Raw genomic sequence first — 17877 nt, 5'->3', positions numbered from 1 at the left:
TTTATTTTTATGATTGTAAGTCTAGTTTTAAATTTAATTCTTTTAACTGTTCATTGTCTATAGGTGCAGGAGCATCAATCATGACATCACGACCAGAGTTGTTTTTAGGGAATGCAATAAAATCTCTAATAGTTTCTTGTCCGCCTAAAATGGCAACTAATCTATCTAGACCAAAGGCTAAACCGCCATGTGGTGGTGCGCCATACTCAAAAGCATCCATTAAGAAACCAAATTGTGCCTTGGCTTCTTCTTCGCTAAAGCCTAAATGTTTAAGCATAATGGCTTGAGTAGCTTTATCGTGTATACGTATAGATCCTCCACCAATTTCGTTTCCGTTAAGTACCAAATCGTAAGCATTGGCTTTTACTTCTCCTGGATTTGTGTCTAATAATTCTATTTGCCCTGGTTTTGGAGAAGTAAATGGGTGATGCATTGCATGGTAATGACCTGTTTCTTCATCAAGTTCTAATAATGGAAAATCAATTACCCATAAAGGAGCAAATACTTTAGGGTCTCTTAAGCCTAAACGTTCTGCTAATTCCATACGTAATGCGCTAAGTTGTGCTCGTACTTTATTTTTGTCTCCAGATAGTACACAAACTAAATCACCTGGTTTTGCACCAGTGACTTCAGCCCATTTTGCTAGATCTTCTTGATCATAAAATTTATCTACAGAAGATTTAAAGCTTCCGTCGTCATTACAACGTGAGTAAACCATACCTAAAGCGCCAACTTGAGGACGTTTAACCCAATCTATTAATTTATCTATTTCTTTACGTGTATAACTATTTCCTCCAGGTACAGCGATACCAACTACTAATTCGGCATTATTAAAAACACCAAATTCTTTATGTTGTGCAACTTCGTTTAGTTCTCCAAACTCCATCCCAAATCTAATATCTGGTTTATCGTTTCCATATAAACGCATAGCATCATCGTAAAGCATGCGTGGGAATTTTTCTATCTCAACACCATTAACTTCTTTAAGTAAATGTCTAGTTAAGCCTTCAAAAACATTTAAAATGTCTTCTTGTTCTACAAATGCCATTTCACAATCTATTTGTGTGAATTCTGGTTGTCTATCTGCACGTAAGTCTTCGTCTCTAAAACATTTTACAATTTGAAAGTATTTGTCCATACCACCAACCATAAGCAATTGCTTGAATGTTTGTGGTGATTGTGGTAAGGCGTAAAATTCACCTTCATTCATTCTTGAAGGAACAACAAAATCTCTTGCACCTTCAGGCGTAGATTTTATTAAATATGGAGTTTCAACTTCAATAAAACCATCGTTAGATAAATAGTTTCTAACCGCTTGAGTTACTTTAGCTCTAAAAATTAAACTTTCTTTTACTGGATTTCGTCTAATGTCTAGGTAGCGGTATTTCATTCTAATATCTTCACCTCCATCTGTATTGTCTTCTATTGTAAATGGCGGTAAAAGTGCTTCATTTAAAACAGTTAACTCAGACACTAAGATTTCTATTTCACCAGTAGGTATATTAGGATTTTTTGAAGCTCGCTCAATTACAGTTCCTTTAACTTGAATAACAAATTCACGGCCTAGGTTCTGTGCTTTCTCTAAAAGTTCTTTAGAGGTTCTTTCTTCATCAAAAACAAGTTGTGTAATACCATAACGGTCTCGTAAATCTACCCAAACAATAAAGCCTTTGTCTCTAGATTTTTGTACCCATCCAGATAGGCTAACTTCAGTATTAATGTTTTGTGCGGTTAATTCTCCACAATTATGACTTCTATACATTGTAATTGATTTTAGGCTGCAAATTTAAGGAAGTTATTTTTTTTAACATCTTTAAAATAATACATATTTGATGCGTTAATTTTTTTTTATAATCATTACATATTGTGTTTAAATAATGCTTATTCATCTTTTTTTTAACATTTTATTGGCTAAAAATTACATTTTATTTAAAATTTATTAAGATATTAGTGTTATACAAATCAAAATAAACTAAAAACTATGAGTAAAACATTGTCTTTAAGAGCATTAGTGTTTTCATTAGTGTTCTTCCCTTTTTTAGTCTTAGGGCAAAACATTACTGGAACCGTAATCGATGGTGCTTCCAGCATGCCTTTAGTAGGTGCAAACGTTATTGTAAAAGGAACTACCAATGGGACTACAACAGATTTTGATGGAAATTTTAGCTTAGATATTAGTGAGTTTCCAGCAGTTTTAGAAGTTTCTTCATTAGGTTACACTTCTGTAGAGCAAACGCTTAATCAAGCAGAATCTGTAACAATTACACTTCAAGAGTCAACAACTTCTTTAGATGAGGTTGTTATTACAGGTTTAGGAACGAGTATTAAGCGTTCTAATCTTGCAAACGCAGTATCATCAGTTTCTTCTGAAGAATTAGTTGGTACTACAAGTCAAACAACTGTAGATGGAGCACTTTACGGTAAAGTAACAGGTGTGAATATTACATCGTCTTCTGGAGCTCCAGGTGGAGGTTTTGCAGTAAGATTGCGTGGTATCTCTTCTATTAATGGTAATAATCAACCTTTAATTATTGTTGATGGAGTCTATATCAATAATGTTGAAATTCCTTCAGGATTGCGTTTAGCTTCTGGTGCAAATGCAGCAAATGAAGAAAATGGTGCGAATAGATTAGCAGATTTAGATCCAAACGACATAGAAGATATGGAGATTTTAAAAGGATCATCTGCAGCAGCAATCTATGGTCAACGTGGTAATGCCGGAGTTATTATTATAACTACTAAACGAGGTAAACTTGGAAAAACTAAAATTAATTTTAGTCAGGATACTGGATTTAATACTATAGCAAACCCATTAGGTATGCGTCCTTGGACTGCACAATCTGTAGAAGATACTTTTGGACCAGATGAAAGAGATAAATACGAAGCTGTTATTGCTAGTAGAGGTAGTTTATACGACTATGAAGATGAAATTTATGGCGATACAGGATTAATTACAGACACTCGTATTAGTGGTAGTGGTGGTAGTGAAAAAACAAAATTCTTTATTGGTGCAGGTTATCGTGATGAAGAAGGTATAATAGCTAATACAGGATTCGATCGTTTTTCTATTCGTGGTAATATTGATCATGAAATCTCAAATACTTTTAGTATTACTTCAACAAGTAATTATGTAAGAAGTAACTCTAGTAGATCTTTTACAGGTAATGAAAACGAAGGAGGATTAAGCTATGGTTATGCTTTAGCTTTTACGCGTCCTTGGGTTAATTTATATCCAGATGCAAATGGTAACTACCCAAATAATCCAAATTATAGTGGTAATTCAATTTTTGTTAGAGATAACGCAAAAAATGAAGATTCAAATAATAGATTTATACAAGGTATGACTTTAAAAACAAACATACTTAATACCGAAAAAAATAGATTAAAGTTTGTTTTAAGTGGTGGTGTAGATTACTTATCTAACTCAACATATGTTTATGTGCCAGAAACTCACCAGTCACATCCAGACCCTCAAAATCCTGGGTTTATTGCTGTAGGAAATAATGATTTTACACAATTTAACTCTCAAGCAGTAGCAGTATGGAATAATGATGCTTTAGCTAATGGAGATTTAGGTTTAACAACTCAAGCAGGTGTAACGTACTTATACCAAGACCGAGATAATGTTTTAACAACTGGTGCAGGTTTATTGGCAAATCAAACCAGTGTAGATAATTCTGCAGTACAAAATGTTTTTCAAACACGTTCAGAAGAAAAAGACTTTGGAATGTTTGCACAAGTAGAAGGTAATTATAAAGATCAAATAATTGCTACTTTAGGGTATCGTTTAGATAAATCTACAAGAAATGGAGATCCTAATGAATTTTTTGGTTTCCCAAAAGCATCTTTAGCACTTAACATTGCTAATATGGATTTTTGGAATGTAGATGCTATAAACCAATTAAAGTTTAGAACAGCATACGGTGAAACAGGAAACCCTGCACAGTTTGGATCTACTTTTACTAGTTATGCAAGTACAACTATTGGTGGTCCAGTTGGTCAAACATTAGCAGGTTTAAAAGGAGATCCTAATATAAAGCCAGAAACAGCAAAAGAATTTGAAATTGGTTTTGATGTAGGTGTATTAAATAATCGTATTAATTTAGAGGCAACGTACTATAATAAGCAAGTTGAAGATTTAATTTTAACACGATCACTTCCTGGTTCTTCTGGGTTTACACAAGAAAGAACAAACCTTGCAGATTTAAAAAACACAGGTGTTGAATTAGCGCTTTCTGGAGACATACTTAGAGGAGAAAATGCAACTTGGAATTCAAGACTACAGTTCTACAAAAACACTTCAGAAATTACTAGGCTGGATGTACCAGCATTCGCTCAACCTGGAGCAGGATTTGGTACTGGATTAGGTACTTTTTATATAGAAGAAGGACAGCCAGTAACACAATTAGTAGGAAATATTGATGGAGAATTACAACAAGTTGGTAATGTAGAGCCAGATTTTCAAATGTCTTGGAGTAACAACTTAACTTTATTTAAGCAATTTGATTTCTCATTTTTATTTCAACTTAAACAAGGCGGTGAAAACTTAAATTTATCAAGATTTTTAACAGATTTAGGTCAAACAAGTCCAGATTTAGAAACTCCAGAAGGTCAAGACCGTTTAGATTCTCCAACAAATGCATTACGTTTTGTTGAAGATGCAGGTTATTTAAGACTTAGAGAAGTTGCACTTTACTATAGATTACCAAGTAAAACAGTAGAGAAGCTTTTAGGTGGAAATATTGAAGGAATCAAATTAGGGGTTTCAGGAAGAAATGTATTTACCGTAACAGATTATAGTAGTTATGATCCAGAAGTTTCTGTAAATGGTGGTGCAGGATTATCAAGTGGTATTGAAGTAACACCTTTTCCAAGTGCGAAACAGTTTTACTTACACTTAAATGTTAACTTTTAATAAAAAAATAAATATGAAAAATATATATAATAAAATATCCTATATAGGTATTGCTGCAGTGATGATGTTATTTGCATCATGTACTTTTGATGAGCAAGTTGATCCTAATGGGCCAAGTGTAGATGGAGTAGAATCTAACGCTACCATAGGTCAATTAAACGAATTAGTTGTTGGTGTAGAAGCTTCAGCTAGAAACGGTATAGCAATTGAAACTACAGCAAGTGGAACTATGGCAAGAGAACTGTATTTATTTGATGCAGACCCAAGAAATACAGGAGATTTGTTAGGTAAAAATGGAATTGGTTTAGATAATAATTCTTTTTATAGTACTTCACAATGGAATGGTAGTTACCGTTGTATTAAGAATGCAAATTTATTAATTAATGCAGCTACAAACTCTAATGCTGTTTCAGATGAGGAAAGAAGAGGATACATTGGTTTTGCAAAAACTATGATAGCTTATGAGTTAATACAAATGGTAAAATCTTATGACAGAGCTAGAGTAGATGTCGCAGACGAAAATAATTTAGGTCCTGTATTAGAAAAAGATGAAGCTTTAGCAGAAATTAGAACTATGTTAAATGAAGCTAATACAGATTTAACTGGAGCAACATTTTTATTTAATTTAAGCGCAGGATTTAATGGTTTTAATGATGCTTCTAGTTTCGCTCAATATAATAGAGCAGTAGCAGCTATGGCAGCAGTTTACGCTGGAGATGGTGGCGCAGCCATTACAGCGTTAGGCGATTCTTATTTTGACCTTATGGGAGATTTAAACAATGGTCCAAAACACCTATTTGCAACAGGAGGAAACGATGCTTTAAACGGGTTGTTTAAACTACAATCTACAACAGTTGAAAATCAAAATAATGGAGATCAAATTATTGTTCATGATAGTTGGATAAATGATGCAGAACCAGGAGATACAAGAGTTGCTAATAAAGCTGCACTTAGACCAGATCCAACTGCTTCTCAAGATGATTTAGTAGGTGCTTATGAAACACGTTTATATGCTTCAAGTACATCTCCAATAGATATTTTAAGAAATGAAGAATTAATTCTCTTATATGCAGAAGCGAGTATGCTTAATAGTAGTCCAGGTGATGCAGTAACAGCTTTAAATGTAATAAGAAATGCTGCTGGTTTACCTAACTATACTGGAGGTTTAGATGATGCATCTCTTACTACAGAGTTGTTAAATCAAAGACGTTACTCTTTATGGTGTGAAAACCATAGAATGTTTGATTTAAGAAGATTTGGATTATCTAATACACTTCCAATTGATAGAGCGGGAGATGTTATTTATAATACATTACCAATTCCATTATCTGAAAATGAATAATTAAACTTAAATAATTAATAAAAAAAAATCCGAAGTTTTAGCTTCGGATTTTTTTTATTAAAATTATTCAACTGCGTTTTTATGATTCTATTACAGTTTCGGTTGCAACAATGTCTTCTTTTGTTTCTGAAGAAAACTTAATACGAAGCCACATTTTAAATTTTGTAACCAAGAAAAATAATATTGGTACAATAATTAAAGTTAAAAATGTTGCTATAAGTAAGCCGTAAATTACTGTCCAGGCTAGTGGTCCCCAAAAAACAACATTGTCTCCACCCATGTAAATGTTTGCATCTAAGTCTGCAAATAATGTAAAGAAATTTATATTTAAACCTATTGCTAATGGTATTAATCCAAAAATAGTAGTAATTGCAGTTAATAGAACAGGTCTTAAACGCGCTTTTCCTGCATTTACAATACTTTCAAATAAATCTGCATCAGATAAGTACTCGTCTTCATCTAAATCTAATTTTGCTTTTCTTCTATCTATAAGTAGTTGTGCGTAGTCTAATAGTACAACACCATTGTTTACTACAATTCCGGCAAGAGATATAATACCAACCATAGTCATCATGATAACAAATGAGCTACCTGAAATTACAATACCACCAAATACACCAATAAAACTTAAGAAGATGGCAATCATGATAATAGTAGGTTTAGAGACCGAGTTAAACTGGAATATTAATATAAAAAAGATTAAACCAAGTCCTGTAAAAAAGGCACCAACTAAAAATGCCATTTGTTTATTTTGTTCCTCTATTTGTCCTGTATAATCAATTTTAATGCCTTTAGGTAAGCCTTCGTAGCTTTTCATTTCATTTTGAATTTGACTTACAATGGCTGCAGCATCTGTATAGCCAGGAGCTAAAGCAGAATAAACAGTAACAACTCGTCTTGTGTCCTTATGTTTTATTGCGCTAAAACCAGAATTGTTTTCAAATTTTGTTACTGCAGAAATAGGAATGGTTTTTAATTGTCCTGTATTGTCTCTAAAAGTTATGTTTTGATTAAATAGAGCACTTTTATTATATCTATTTTCTTCATTAAAGCGCACATAAATATCAAAATCGTCACCATCTTCTTTGTAAATTCCGGCTTTTGCACCAAAAATTGAATTACGTAGTTGTTGTCCAACTTGTGCTGCACTTATACCTAATTCTCCAGCTTTTTCTCTGTCTATGGTAACTTTCATAGTTGGCTTGTCTTTATTAACATCTATTTTTAGCTCGTCTATACCAGCAATATTTTTAGTGTTAATAAATTCACGCATTTTTTCAGCTGTAACAATAAGCTCATTGTAATCTTCGCCTTCAATTTCAATATTAATTGGAGATCCTGCAGGTGGACCATTAGCATCTTTTTCAACAGAAATTAATACACCTGGATATATACCAACTAATGCTTCTTGAACTTTTTGTCTTAAGAGTTCACTATCTTCACCTCTTCTAAATTTATACTCACGCATAGAGGCTGTAATTTTACCTTTATGTGGCATTTCGGCAGCAGAGCCACCATCGGTTTGAGGGTTTCCTGCGCCTTCACCAACTTGAGAAACCGTACTTTCTACTAAATAGTTGTAGCCATTATCCATGTATTGGTCTTGGTTAAGTACTTTAAATACACGTTCCTCAATTTCTTTGGTTATGGCATTTGTTTTCTCAATAGCAGTACCTTCTGGGTATTCTATGTAAACAATTATTTGGTTTGGTTTATTATCTGGAAAAAACTCAACTTTTGTTCTTTTAGCACTTAATGAGATGCCAAACGCAACAAATGCAGCTATAAGTAGCAAAAATGTTCCTATGCTTAAAGCGTAAGGTCTCCATCCAGATAAAGCTGTACGTAATTTACGTTCATACCAGTTTTCTAATTTAACTAACGCCTTATTTTGAAAGCTATTTGCCCAGTTTCTAATAAATAAGCGGTATGCCCAAAGCATAATTGCAGTAAAAATCATTACTGTACCCAAGCCTCTATATGCGCCACCAAATATTAAAATAAGAATACCAAAAACAGCAACGATAATTGATGTTCTAATAATTTGCTTTAATGGCATATTTTTATCTTCTATTGTCATGTATTTTGAAACTAATACCGAGTTAAAAAAGATAGCCACAAATAAAGATGAACCTAATACAACTGATAAAGTTATAGGTAAAATTTTCATAAACTCACCCATAATACCTGGCCATAAGCCTAAAGGAATAAAAGCTGCAACTGTTGTTGCTGTAGAGATTATTATTGGAAAAGCAATTTCTCCAATTCCTTTTTTGGCCGCTTCAACTCTATTCATGCCTTCGTCCTCCATTAAACGATAAACGTTTTCTACAACAACAATACCGTTATCTACTAGCATACCAAGTCCCATTATAAGACCAAACAATACCATTGTATTTAAACTTTGCCCTAATAATTCTAAAATCATTAAAGACATAAACATAGACATGGGTATTGCAAAACCTACAAATAATGCGTTTTTAAATCCTAAAAAGAACATTAAAACGGTAACAACTAGAATAACTCCAAAGATTATGTTGTTAACTAAATCGTCTACTTGGCCAATGGTTTTTGAAGATTGATCATTAGTAATAGTAACAGTTAAATCTGGAGGAAATGTATTTGCAATAGCATTTTTAACAATAACTTGAATTTGTTCTGCAGCAGCAACCATGTTTTTACCAGCACGTTTTTTTACGTCTAGCATAACAACAGGCTCGCCATACTCTCTAGCAAATGTTGTTTTATCTTCTTCTTTAAAAGTAACTGTAGCTAAATCTTTAAGGTATATTGAGTTTCCGTTTTCTGCTTTTACAACAAAATTCTCAAGATCTGATGGTTTTTCTATTTCTCCAAGTACTCTAATGGTACGACGTTGTCCACTGGCTTTTAAATTTCCTGCAGACATGGTTAAGTTACCATTGTTAATAGCACCAATGATATCGTTAAAGCTAACTTGAGCTGCCATCATTTTATAAATGTCTACAGCAACTTCAACTTCTTTTTCTTGAGCACCACGAATATCGGCCTTTTTAATTTCTTGTAGGTTTTCTATCTCATCTTGAAGATATTCTGCATATTCTTTTAATTTTTGAATAGGGTAATCTCCAGAAATGTTTATGTTAAGAATAGGCATTTCTTCAGAAAGGCTTAACTCAAAAACATCTGGTTCTACTTTTGCGCCATTAAAAGTTGGCCAATCTTCACTAGAAGTTTCTGTGTCTATTTCATCTTTTACCTTTTGTTTTGCTTGATCTACAGTTAGACCATCATCAAACTCTACAATAAGCATAGAGTAATCTTCTTGTGATGTTGAGGTGATTTCTACAACATTACTTACTGTTTTTAATTTATCTTCTAATGGATCTGATATTAATTTTTCAATATCTTCAGCGGTATTTCCAGGATAAATAGAACTAACGTATATTTTAGTTTCATTTACTTCAGGAAAATTTTCTCTTGGCATGCTAAAAAAGGCAGAAATTCCTAAGTAAAAAATTACTGCAATTAAAACATACATTGTAGTTTTATTGTTAATTGCCCATGACGATAAACCAAATTCTTTATCGACTTGTTTTTTCTTTTTAGTCATATTTTATTGGTTTAGTAGTTTATTACTTTAACAGTTTGGCCTTCTTTTACACTACGAGCACCTTCTTTAATTAGTTCTGCACCGCTTTCAATATTTTCTAGTACTTCGATAACGTCACCTTGAGTTTTACCTGTTTTTATAATAACTTTATTTACTGTGCCTTGGTCATTTTCTTTTTTGTTTTTTACAACATATACATATTGCTCTCCTTCTGCATTTTCAGATATTATACTTTGTGGTATTAATATCGCTTTCTCGTTTGTGTAATCGTTTATTTTTAGTCTAGCAGTAAGGTTTGGTTTGATGCTTTTGTCTTTATTTGGCACTCCTATTTCTACTTTAAAAGTGCGATTAGCTGCGTTTATAACATCGCCAGCTTGACGAATTTTTGTATTTATTGTTTTGTTTAAAACAGGAAATTCTACAGTTACATCTTTTCCTTTTGTTACAAAGGGTAAGTAGCTTTCTGGTACATCTGTTTCAATATACATATCGCTTAAATTTACTATTTGCATTAAAGGTGATTGTCCTGCAGCCACAACACTACCTTTTTCTGTAATAACATCATCTATTGTTCCGCTAAAAGGAGCTCTAACTGTTGTTTTGTTAATTTGTTGTTGAAGTTGATTTATAGCTTCCTGTTGAGATTCGTATGCTGATTTTGCTTGTAAAAATTGTATTTCACTTCCAATTTTTTGATCCCATAATCTTTTTTGACGATCAAAAGTGGTTTTAGCTAAAGCAGATTGAATTTTAAGTTGTGCCAATTGTTGGCTTAAGCCACCATCGTCTATTTTAGCTAAAACTTGTCCTTTATTTACACGTTGTCCTTCTTTAACATAAACATTGGTTAAAATACCGCTAAATTCTGGTGTAATTGTTAAAAGTTTTTTTGTAGTAACATTACCTTGAAGTTCTAAAACGTGATTAAATATTTCTTCTTTTGCCTTAAAAGTTGTTATTAAAGGTATGTTTTGTGTTGTGTCTAATTTTTTAATTTTAACATCTAATTGTTTTATTTTAGATTGAACGATGTCTTGTTCTGCAACTAATTCTGCACGTTTAGCTCTAATTTTTTCTAAATTGTTAGATTCTATTACTTTTTCAACTGTGTTTTTCTTGTCTCCTCCACAAGAGGCTAATAAAATAGCTAAAAAAGAAAGTGTTAATATATGTTTCATGATTATTGTTTTGTGAATTTGATTAGTTGGTTGTATTTAGTAAAGTTTCTAATTCTGCTTTTTTTGTAATTACATCAAGCATTGTTTGTAGTAATTCTTGTTGTGCTGTGTATAATTGTGTTTGAGCTTGGCGTAGTTCGAAACTAGAGCCTATACCTTCAAAAAATTTAGTTTGGTTTTTATTCTCAATTCTTTCTGCTAATGCTAAATTCTCTTTTTTGTTTTCGTAATCTTCAATAGCAAATTGGTAATTGCTTTTTGCAGTTTCTATTTCTAAGCTTAAAACTTGTTCTGTTTCGGTAAGGTTTATTTCTGCTTTTTCTAAGTTTATTTGCGCGCGTTGTGTTGCGGCATTTCTCATTCCTGAGCTAAATATTGGAATATTTAAGCTTACTCCAAATATTGATGAGCCAAACCATTTTTTATCTGTATCTGTAAAGCTAAAAGTTTCTCTGTTTCCTGTATAACCTCCATTTAAAAAGGCATTTAAACTTGGTAAGCCTTTGCTTTTTTCAAGTTTAACTAAAAGTTCTTTAGATTTTTTATCGTTTTCAGCAATTTTGAAATCAATGTTGTTTTCTACGTTGTTTTCTGCTTCAATTAAATTTAAACTTATGTTTTTAAGTGTTAAATCATCTAGGTTTTCGGTTAAAATAAGGGTATCATTTATAGGTTTGCCTATAGTTAAATTTAGCATTTGATAAGCTAAATCTTTTAAACGAGTTGTATTATTTAAATTACTTTTTACACTAGAAAGTGTTATTTTTAGTTGCTCTACGCTTTCTTCTTCTTCTAAACCATTTTCAAAAATTTTGGTAGTGTCGTTTAGGTTTTTTTCTAAAACATCTATATTTCGTTGTAAAATAGCTACGCTTTCTTCAGCTAATAGTACATTGCCATAAGCATTTATTACTGCTTTTCTTACTTCCAAATCTGTTTTTGTTTTAGCATTTTTAGATATTTCTAAATATACTTTTGCAGATTGTAGTCCTACTAAATATGAACCATCAAAAAGTAGTTGGCTTAAAGTTGCTGTTCCGGTTAAAGTGTGTTTAGATCCTACTTGTATTACTTGATCTCCAAAAACAAATACATTTCTTTTTAAAGCATTTTGGTAATCTACTACAGCGCTAAGTTGTGGTAACCCAGTTGCTGTTGTTTCCCATTTTTGTTTTATGGCAGCTTCAATATCTAATGCTGCGTTTTTTACATTTCGGTTATTTTTTAAAGCATAATTTACTGCTTCTTGCAGAGAAAACCTAGTTGGTTCTTGCTGTGAGTAAGCAATTGAAGTTAATATTAAACTAAATGCTATAATTAGTTTTCTCATTATTTTAGATTGGTTTTATTAATAAATTTATTTAGAGTTTGAAGTCCTTTATCTGTACAAATAGCTCTAAGGTGATATTCTAGATAACTTTCCATTAAATATTCCATTGTAAAAATATTTGATGGAAAAATATTTTCATCCTTTATACCAGACATCCCGTTAAAATACATTCTAGATATAAAGTCGACATCAATATTTTTTCTAAATAATCCTGTGTCTACACCTTTTTGCATACTCTCTTTTACAGAGATATACATTTTTTCAAATTGTTTTAAGCGTAAGTTTTCGAAAATTTGTGGGTAATATTTTTTTAATTGAAATTGAGGTGACGTTTTTTCGTTTTTTAAAAATGTCATTACAAACATTTTCACCTCATACAATTCTTCTATTGGATTTTGTGATGTATTACAAATGCAGTCTATACCAGCACAAATGTTTTCAAACATTTGAGAAGTTGTTTCCTCTACAAGTTTTGTTTTATTAGTAAAATGCTGGTATATGGTTTTTTTAGATATAGCCAATTCATTAGCAATATCATCCATAGTAACGCTTTTAAAACCTAAGTTTAAAAAGAGTTCTGCTGATTTATTTATAATCTTTTCTTTCATATTTTTATGCAAATATAGTCACGGAAACTTTAAAAACAATTAAAGTTTCCGTGGTTTTAACGATTTCTTAACAATGGGTTAAATTTGCATGCCTTTATTTTAGCTTTTTACATTATTTTTGTGCGATGCAAAATACTTTATACTACCAGAATGCTTTTATTGAATATTTAGAAAAATTTTCTAAAGTTCACGAGCCTAAAAATTTATACGAGCCTATTAATTATATTTTAAAATTAGGAGGTAAGCGTTTACGTCCAGTTTTAACTTTAATGACTGCAGAAGTTTTTAATTATGATTATAAAAAAGCTCTAGATGCAGCTTTAAGTATAGAAGTTTTTCATAATTTTTCTTTAGTTCATGATGATATTATGGATGATGCTCCATTACGAAGAGGAGAAGAAACTGTACATGAAAAATGGGACGTTAATACTGCAATTTTATCTGGAGATGCTATGCTAATTATGGCTTATCAATTGTTTGAAAATTACGATCCAGAAACCTTTCAAGCCTTGGCAAAGTTATTTAGTAAAACAGCTTTAGAAGTTTGTGAAGGCCAACAATACGATGTGGATTTTGAAACTCGAGACGATGTTACTATTAACGAGTATTTAAAAATGATAGAATATAAAACAGCCGTTTTGGTTGGTGCTGCTATGAAAATGGGAGCTATTGTGGCTAAAGCATCTACAGAGGATCAAAACAGGATTTATGAGTTTGGTAGGTTATTAGGTATTGCATTTCAATTACAAGACGATTATTTAGACGCTTTTGGGAATCCTGAAACTTTTGGAAAACAAGTTGGTGGAGATATTATAGAAAATAAAAAAACATACTTGTATTTAAAAGCGATTGCTGTTTTAGAAGCTTCAGAAAAAAAACAAATAGAACAATTATTTTCTGTTAGCTTAGAGGATAACTATGATAAAATTGAAACAGTAAAAGAGTTTTTTATAAAAAGCGGTTCTGCTGAAGCAACAAAAAAGGAAATTGAAAACTACACTAAAAAAGCTTTTGATGTTTTAGAAGTACTAAATATCTCTAAAGAAAAGAAAACCATTTTAAAACAATTTGGTAATACACTAATGACTAGAAAAGTATAACTTTACAATTTCTTTTAAAGCTAAAAGAATTTAACAGTGCTATGAGGTTACCAACTACATTTGAAGCTTTAATTAACGAAGCAAACCAACTAGATTTATATAAAAAGTTAGTAAAACAATTAAATAAAGACTTTTTATATGCTAATATAGATTTGGATTTTAATGAAGATATTTTGCCTACTAGTTTAAAGTTAATGCTTCATGAAATAGTTTACAAGTTAATTCAGGAAAAATTTACAGAGTATTTAAACTTGTTATATATAATTGATGTAGCAGAATCTGACATAAAAAAATTAGATGGTAACGATACTTTGGTTTTAGCAGAGCAGGTTTCCTTTTTAATACTAAAACGCGAATGGCAAAAAGTTTGGTTTAGAAACGAATATAGTAGTTAACTAAATTAAAAATAAACCCTTACAAAAGGCGCCCAAGCATTTGCATAAATACTTCTGTTGTCATCATATAATAAATCGTATCTAATGCCAATTGTTACATTTCTAGTGCGGTATCCAGCACCAAAAAATAAAGCAGGTGACCAGTAATTGTCGTCTATTAAATTTGGGTCTTCAAAATTTCGGCTTACATTGTTTTGTTCAAACTCTGCCGATAGTTGTATTTCATTAATTGGGTTTACCAAACCAATTAAACTACCACCAATTATTGTTGACTTAACAAGGTTTTTTCTGCTAAAATAAGTGCCGCTCAAACCAACACCTAAAGCTACAGTTTCATTAAATTGGTATATAGCACTTGGAGCTAGAGTGGCGCTAAAAACATCATTTCCTGTACTTAAACCAATTCCTCCACCAAAACGAACATGTTCCCAAAAATCACTTTTGTTAGTTTTTGCTTGTCCTATTGATAAATTCGTAAAAAAGAAACTTAAAAATAAAAAAAGAAAGATTTTTAATGCGAAAACAGTAGTGTACTTCATAATACAATAATTAGATGTTAAGATTGACATAAATATAAGAAAAGCATCGCTAATTTTAGAGAAAGTTGTATTTTTGATGAAATTTGTTGAAGCGAACACGTCTTATACTTAATAATGGATAAATATTCCTTTTTAAACGCAGCACATACAGCATATTTTGCTGATTTATACGAACAATACTTAGAGAATCCAGATTCTATAGAACCAAGTTGGAGAGCCTTTTTTCAAGGTTACGATTTTGGTAGTGAAAACTATGGCATGGATGGAGAACTTGTAGAAGGTGTTTCTACACAAATTCCAGAACATGTTCAAAAAGAATTTCAGGTTGTAAAATTAATAGATGGTTACCGCAATAGAGGTCATTTATTTACAAAAACTAATCCTGTTAGAGAGCGTAGAAAATACGCGCCAACTTTAGAGATTGAGAATTTTGGTTTAACCAAAAACGACTTGTCTACAGTTTTTAATGCTGGAGAAATTTTAGGTATTGGTTCTCAAACTTTAGAAGAAATTATTAAACACCTAGAGCGTATCTATTGTGATTCTATTGGTGTTGAATATATGTATATTAGAAAACCAGAAGAGATTAAATGGATTCAGGATAAGTTAAATATTAACGATAACCAACCTAAATTTTCTTCAGACCAGAAAAAGCATATCTTAAAAAAACTTAACGAAGCCGTATCTTTTGAAAGCTTTTTACATACAAAATATGTTGGCCAAAAACGTTTTTCTTTAGAAGGAGGAGAAGCATTAATTCCTGCTTTAGATGCTGTAATTGAAAAAGCAGCAGAATTAGGTGTAGAAGAATTTGTAATGGGAATGGCACATAGAGGTCGACTTTCTACATTAACAAATATCTTTGGAAAAAGTGCAAAAGATATTTTTAGTGAATTTGACGGTAAAGATTATGAAGAAGAAGTTTTTGATGGTGATGTAAAATACCACTTAGGCTGGACTAGCCATAGAGGTACAGATTCTGGAAAAAATATAAAACTAAGTATCGCTCCAAACCCATCACACTTAGAAACTGTTGGTGCAGTTGTAGAAGGAATTGTAAGAGCAAAACAAGACAAAGATTTTAGCAACGATTTTAGTAAAGTTTTACCAATAGTAGTACATGGTGATGCTGCAATTGCAGGTCAAGGTTTAGTATACGAAGTTGTGCAAATGGCACAGTTAGATGGATATAAAACAAATGGTACTATACACATAGTTGTAAATAACCAAGTTGGATTTACAACAAATTATTTAGATGCCAGATCAAGTACATACTGTACAGATGTAGGTAAAGTAACACTATCGCCAGTACTTCACGTAAACGCAGACGACGCAGAAGCAGTTGTACACGCCACATTATTTGCATTAGATTTTAGAATGCAGTTTAAGCGCGACGTATTTATAGATATGCTAGGGTATAGAAAATATGGACATAACGAAGGTGATGAGCCACGTTTTACACAACCAAAACTATATAAAGCAATAGCTAAGCATGCAAACCCAAGAAATATTTATGCCGAAAAATTAATTGCAGAAGGTGTTATTGGTAAAGATCATGTTAAACAATTAGAAAAAAATTATAAAGACAGTCTTGAAGAAAAATTAGATGCTTCAAGAAAAGAAGATAAAACAGTTATAACGCCATTTATGGAATCTGTATGGGAAGATTTTACTCGTGTAGATGAAGTAGAAATGATGAAAACTGTAGACACAAAAGTGTCTAAAAAAGAATTAGAAAAAATAACTAAGGTTATATCTAATCTACCAGAAGATAAAAAGTTTATACGTAAAATAGAAAGACTAGTACAATCTCGTCAAACCATGTTTGATGAAAATAAACTAGATTGGGCTATGGCAGAGCATTTAGCTTACGGTACACTTTTAGAAGAAGGCTACAATGTTAGAATTTCTGGTCAAGATGTAGAAAGAGGAACATTCTCTCATAGACACGCAGTAGTTAAAGTTGAAGATAGCGAAGAAGAAATAATATTACATAATAATATTAGCGATACGCAAGGTCAATTTTATATTTATAACTCACTATTATCAGAGTATGGAGTAGTAGGTTTCGATTATGGTTACGCAATGGCAAGCCCAAAAACACTAACCATTTGGGAAGCACAATTTGGAGACTTTAGTAATGGAGCACAAATAATGTTAGACCAGTACATATCTGCAGGAGAAGATAAATGGAAAACTCAAAACGGTTTGGTAATGTTATTACCACATGGTTATGAAGGTCAAGGTGCAGAACATTCATCAGCAAGAATGGAACGTTATCTACAACTTTGTGCAAAAGATAATATGTATGTTGCAGATTGTACCACACCAGAGAATATGTTTCACTTGTTAAGAAGACAAATGAAATCTAACTTTAGAAAACCATTAATAGTTTTTACGCCAAAAAGTTTATTGCGTCATCCAAAATGTGTTTCTACAGTAGAAGAATTTGCAAACGGAAGCTTTAAAACAGTAATAGATGATACAGCTGTGGAAGCAAGCAAAGTAAAAACACTTGTACTGTTAACAGGTAAATTTTATTACGACTTAGATGAAGAACGCGATAAGCAAGGTAGAGATGATATTGCATTTATAAGAATAGAACAATTATTCCCATTACCAGTAGAAGAAATAAGAAAAACAATACAAAACTATACTAACGTAGATGAAATTGTTTGGGCACAAGAAGAACCAAGAAACATGGGTGCTTATGCACATATGTTAATGCATTTAGACGAAGCAAAAACATTTAGAGCCGCTACACGTAGAGCTTATGGAGCACCAGCAGCAGGAAGTAGTACAAGATCTAAAAAACGTCATCAAGAAGTTATAGATTACGTATTTGATAAAAGTAAAAATAACCAGCGATAATTCG

General features: G+C 31.9%; 11 protein-coding genes. 5 read left to right on the top strand and 6 right to left on the bottom strand.

Features of this window, described 5'->3' with window-relative positions:
• Positions 1 to 7 precede the first annotated feature (7 nt).
• On the bottom strand, positions 8 to 1762 hold the full coding sequence (gene aspS / locus BM549_RS04430) for an aspartate--tRNA ligase (RefSeq protein ID WP_290469161.1): 1755 nt from the start codon (positions 1760 to 1762) through the stop codon (positions 8 to 10).
• Between the two features lie 219 nt (positions 1763 to 1981).
• On the opposite strand from aspS, the gene BM549_RS04425 reads away from it, so the two are divergent.
• Both BM549_RS04425 and BM549_RS04420 read left to right on the top strand, forming a co-directional pair.
• Complete coding sequence (locus BM549_RS04425) at positions 1982 to 4915, top strand: SusC/RagA family TonB-linked outer membrane protein (RefSeq protein WP_290469160.1); 2934 nt, start codon at positions 1982 to 1984, stop codon at positions 4913 to 4915.
• A gap of 13 nt (positions 4916 to 4928) precedes the next feature.
• Entirely contained in the window at positions 4929 to 6257 is a 1329-nt protein-coding gene (locus BM549_RS04420; protein ID WP_290469159.1) for a RagB/SusD family nutrient uptake outer membrane protein, read from the top strand.
• Between the two features lie 79 nt (positions 6258 to 6336).
• Here BM549_RS04420 and BM549_RS04415 read toward each other — a convergent pair whose 3' ends face one another.
• From BM549_RS04415 to BM549_RS04400, 4 genes are read right to left on the bottom strand one after another with little or no spacing between them, the layout of a single operon-like run.
• Positions 6337 to 9849: an efflux RND transporter permease subunit gene (locus tag BM549_RS04415; RefSeq protein WP_290469158.1), complete on the bottom strand. Its 3513-nt coding sequence runs from the start codon at positions 9847 to 9849 to the stop codon at positions 6337 to 6339.
• Positions 9850 to 9860: 11 nt separating this feature from the next.
• Positions 9861 to 11030, bottom strand: a complete 1170-nt coding sequence (locus BM549_RS04410) for an efflux RND transporter periplasmic adaptor subunit (protein ID WP_290469157.1) — start codon at positions 11028 to 11030, stop codon at positions 9861 to 9863.
• Between the two features lie 22 nt (positions 11031 to 11052).
• Entirely contained in the window at positions 11053 to 12360 is a 1308-nt protein-coding gene (locus BM549_RS04405) for a TolC family protein (protein WP_290469156.1), read from the bottom strand.
• A complete protein-coding gene (locus tag BM549_RS04400; protein ID WP_290469155.1) occupies positions 12360 to 12968 on the bottom strand; it encodes a TetR/AcrR family transcriptional regulator in 609 nt (202 codons plus the stop codon). Before BM549_RS04400 ends, BM549_RS04405 begins: the two co-directional genes overlap by 1 nt.
• A gap of 125 nt (positions 12969 to 13093) precedes the next feature.
• Here BM549_RS04400 and BM549_RS04395 point away from each other — a divergent pair, with 125 nt between their 5' ends.
• The gene (locus BM549_RS04395; RefSeq protein WP_290469154.1) at positions 13094 to 14068 is read left to right on the top strand and encodes a polyprenyl synthetase family protein; all 975 of its coding nucleotides are present in this window, start codon (positions 13094 to 13096) and stop codon (positions 14066 to 14068) included.
• Between the two features lie 41 nt (positions 14069 to 14109).
• Positions 14110 to 14463, top strand: a complete 354-nt coding sequence (locus tag BM549_RS04390; RefSeq protein WP_290469153.1) for a hypothetical protein — start codon at positions 14110 to 14112, stop codon at positions 14461 to 14463.
• A 5-nt stretch (positions 14464 to 14468) separates the two neighbouring features.
• Here BM549_RS04390 and BM549_RS04385 read toward each other — a convergent pair whose 3' ends face one another.
• Complete coding sequence (locus tag BM549_RS04385; protein ID WP_290469152.1) at positions 14469 to 15002, bottom strand: alpha-ketoglutarate decarboxylase; 534 nt, start codon at positions 15000 to 15002, stop codon at positions 14469 to 14471.
• Between the two features lie 114 nt (positions 15003 to 15116).
• Between BM549_RS04385 and BM549_RS04380 the strand changes: the two genes are divergently transcribed.
• A complete protein-coding gene (locus BM549_RS04380) occupies positions 15117 to 17873 on the top strand; it encodes a 2-oxoglutarate dehydrogenase E1 component (protein WP_290469151.1) in 2757 nt (918 codons plus the stop codon).
• Positions 17874 to 17877: the final 4 nt, after the last annotated feature.

The organism is Lacinutrix sp. MedPE-SW, assembly GCF_001874145.1.
Taxonomy (GTDB): domain Bacteria; phylum Bacteroidota; class Bacteroidia; order Flavobacteriales; family Flavobacteriaceae; genus Lacinutrix.
The sequence above is the reverse complement of the archived record's forward strand: the minus strand, read 5'-3'. Positions and strand labels throughout refer to the sequence as shown.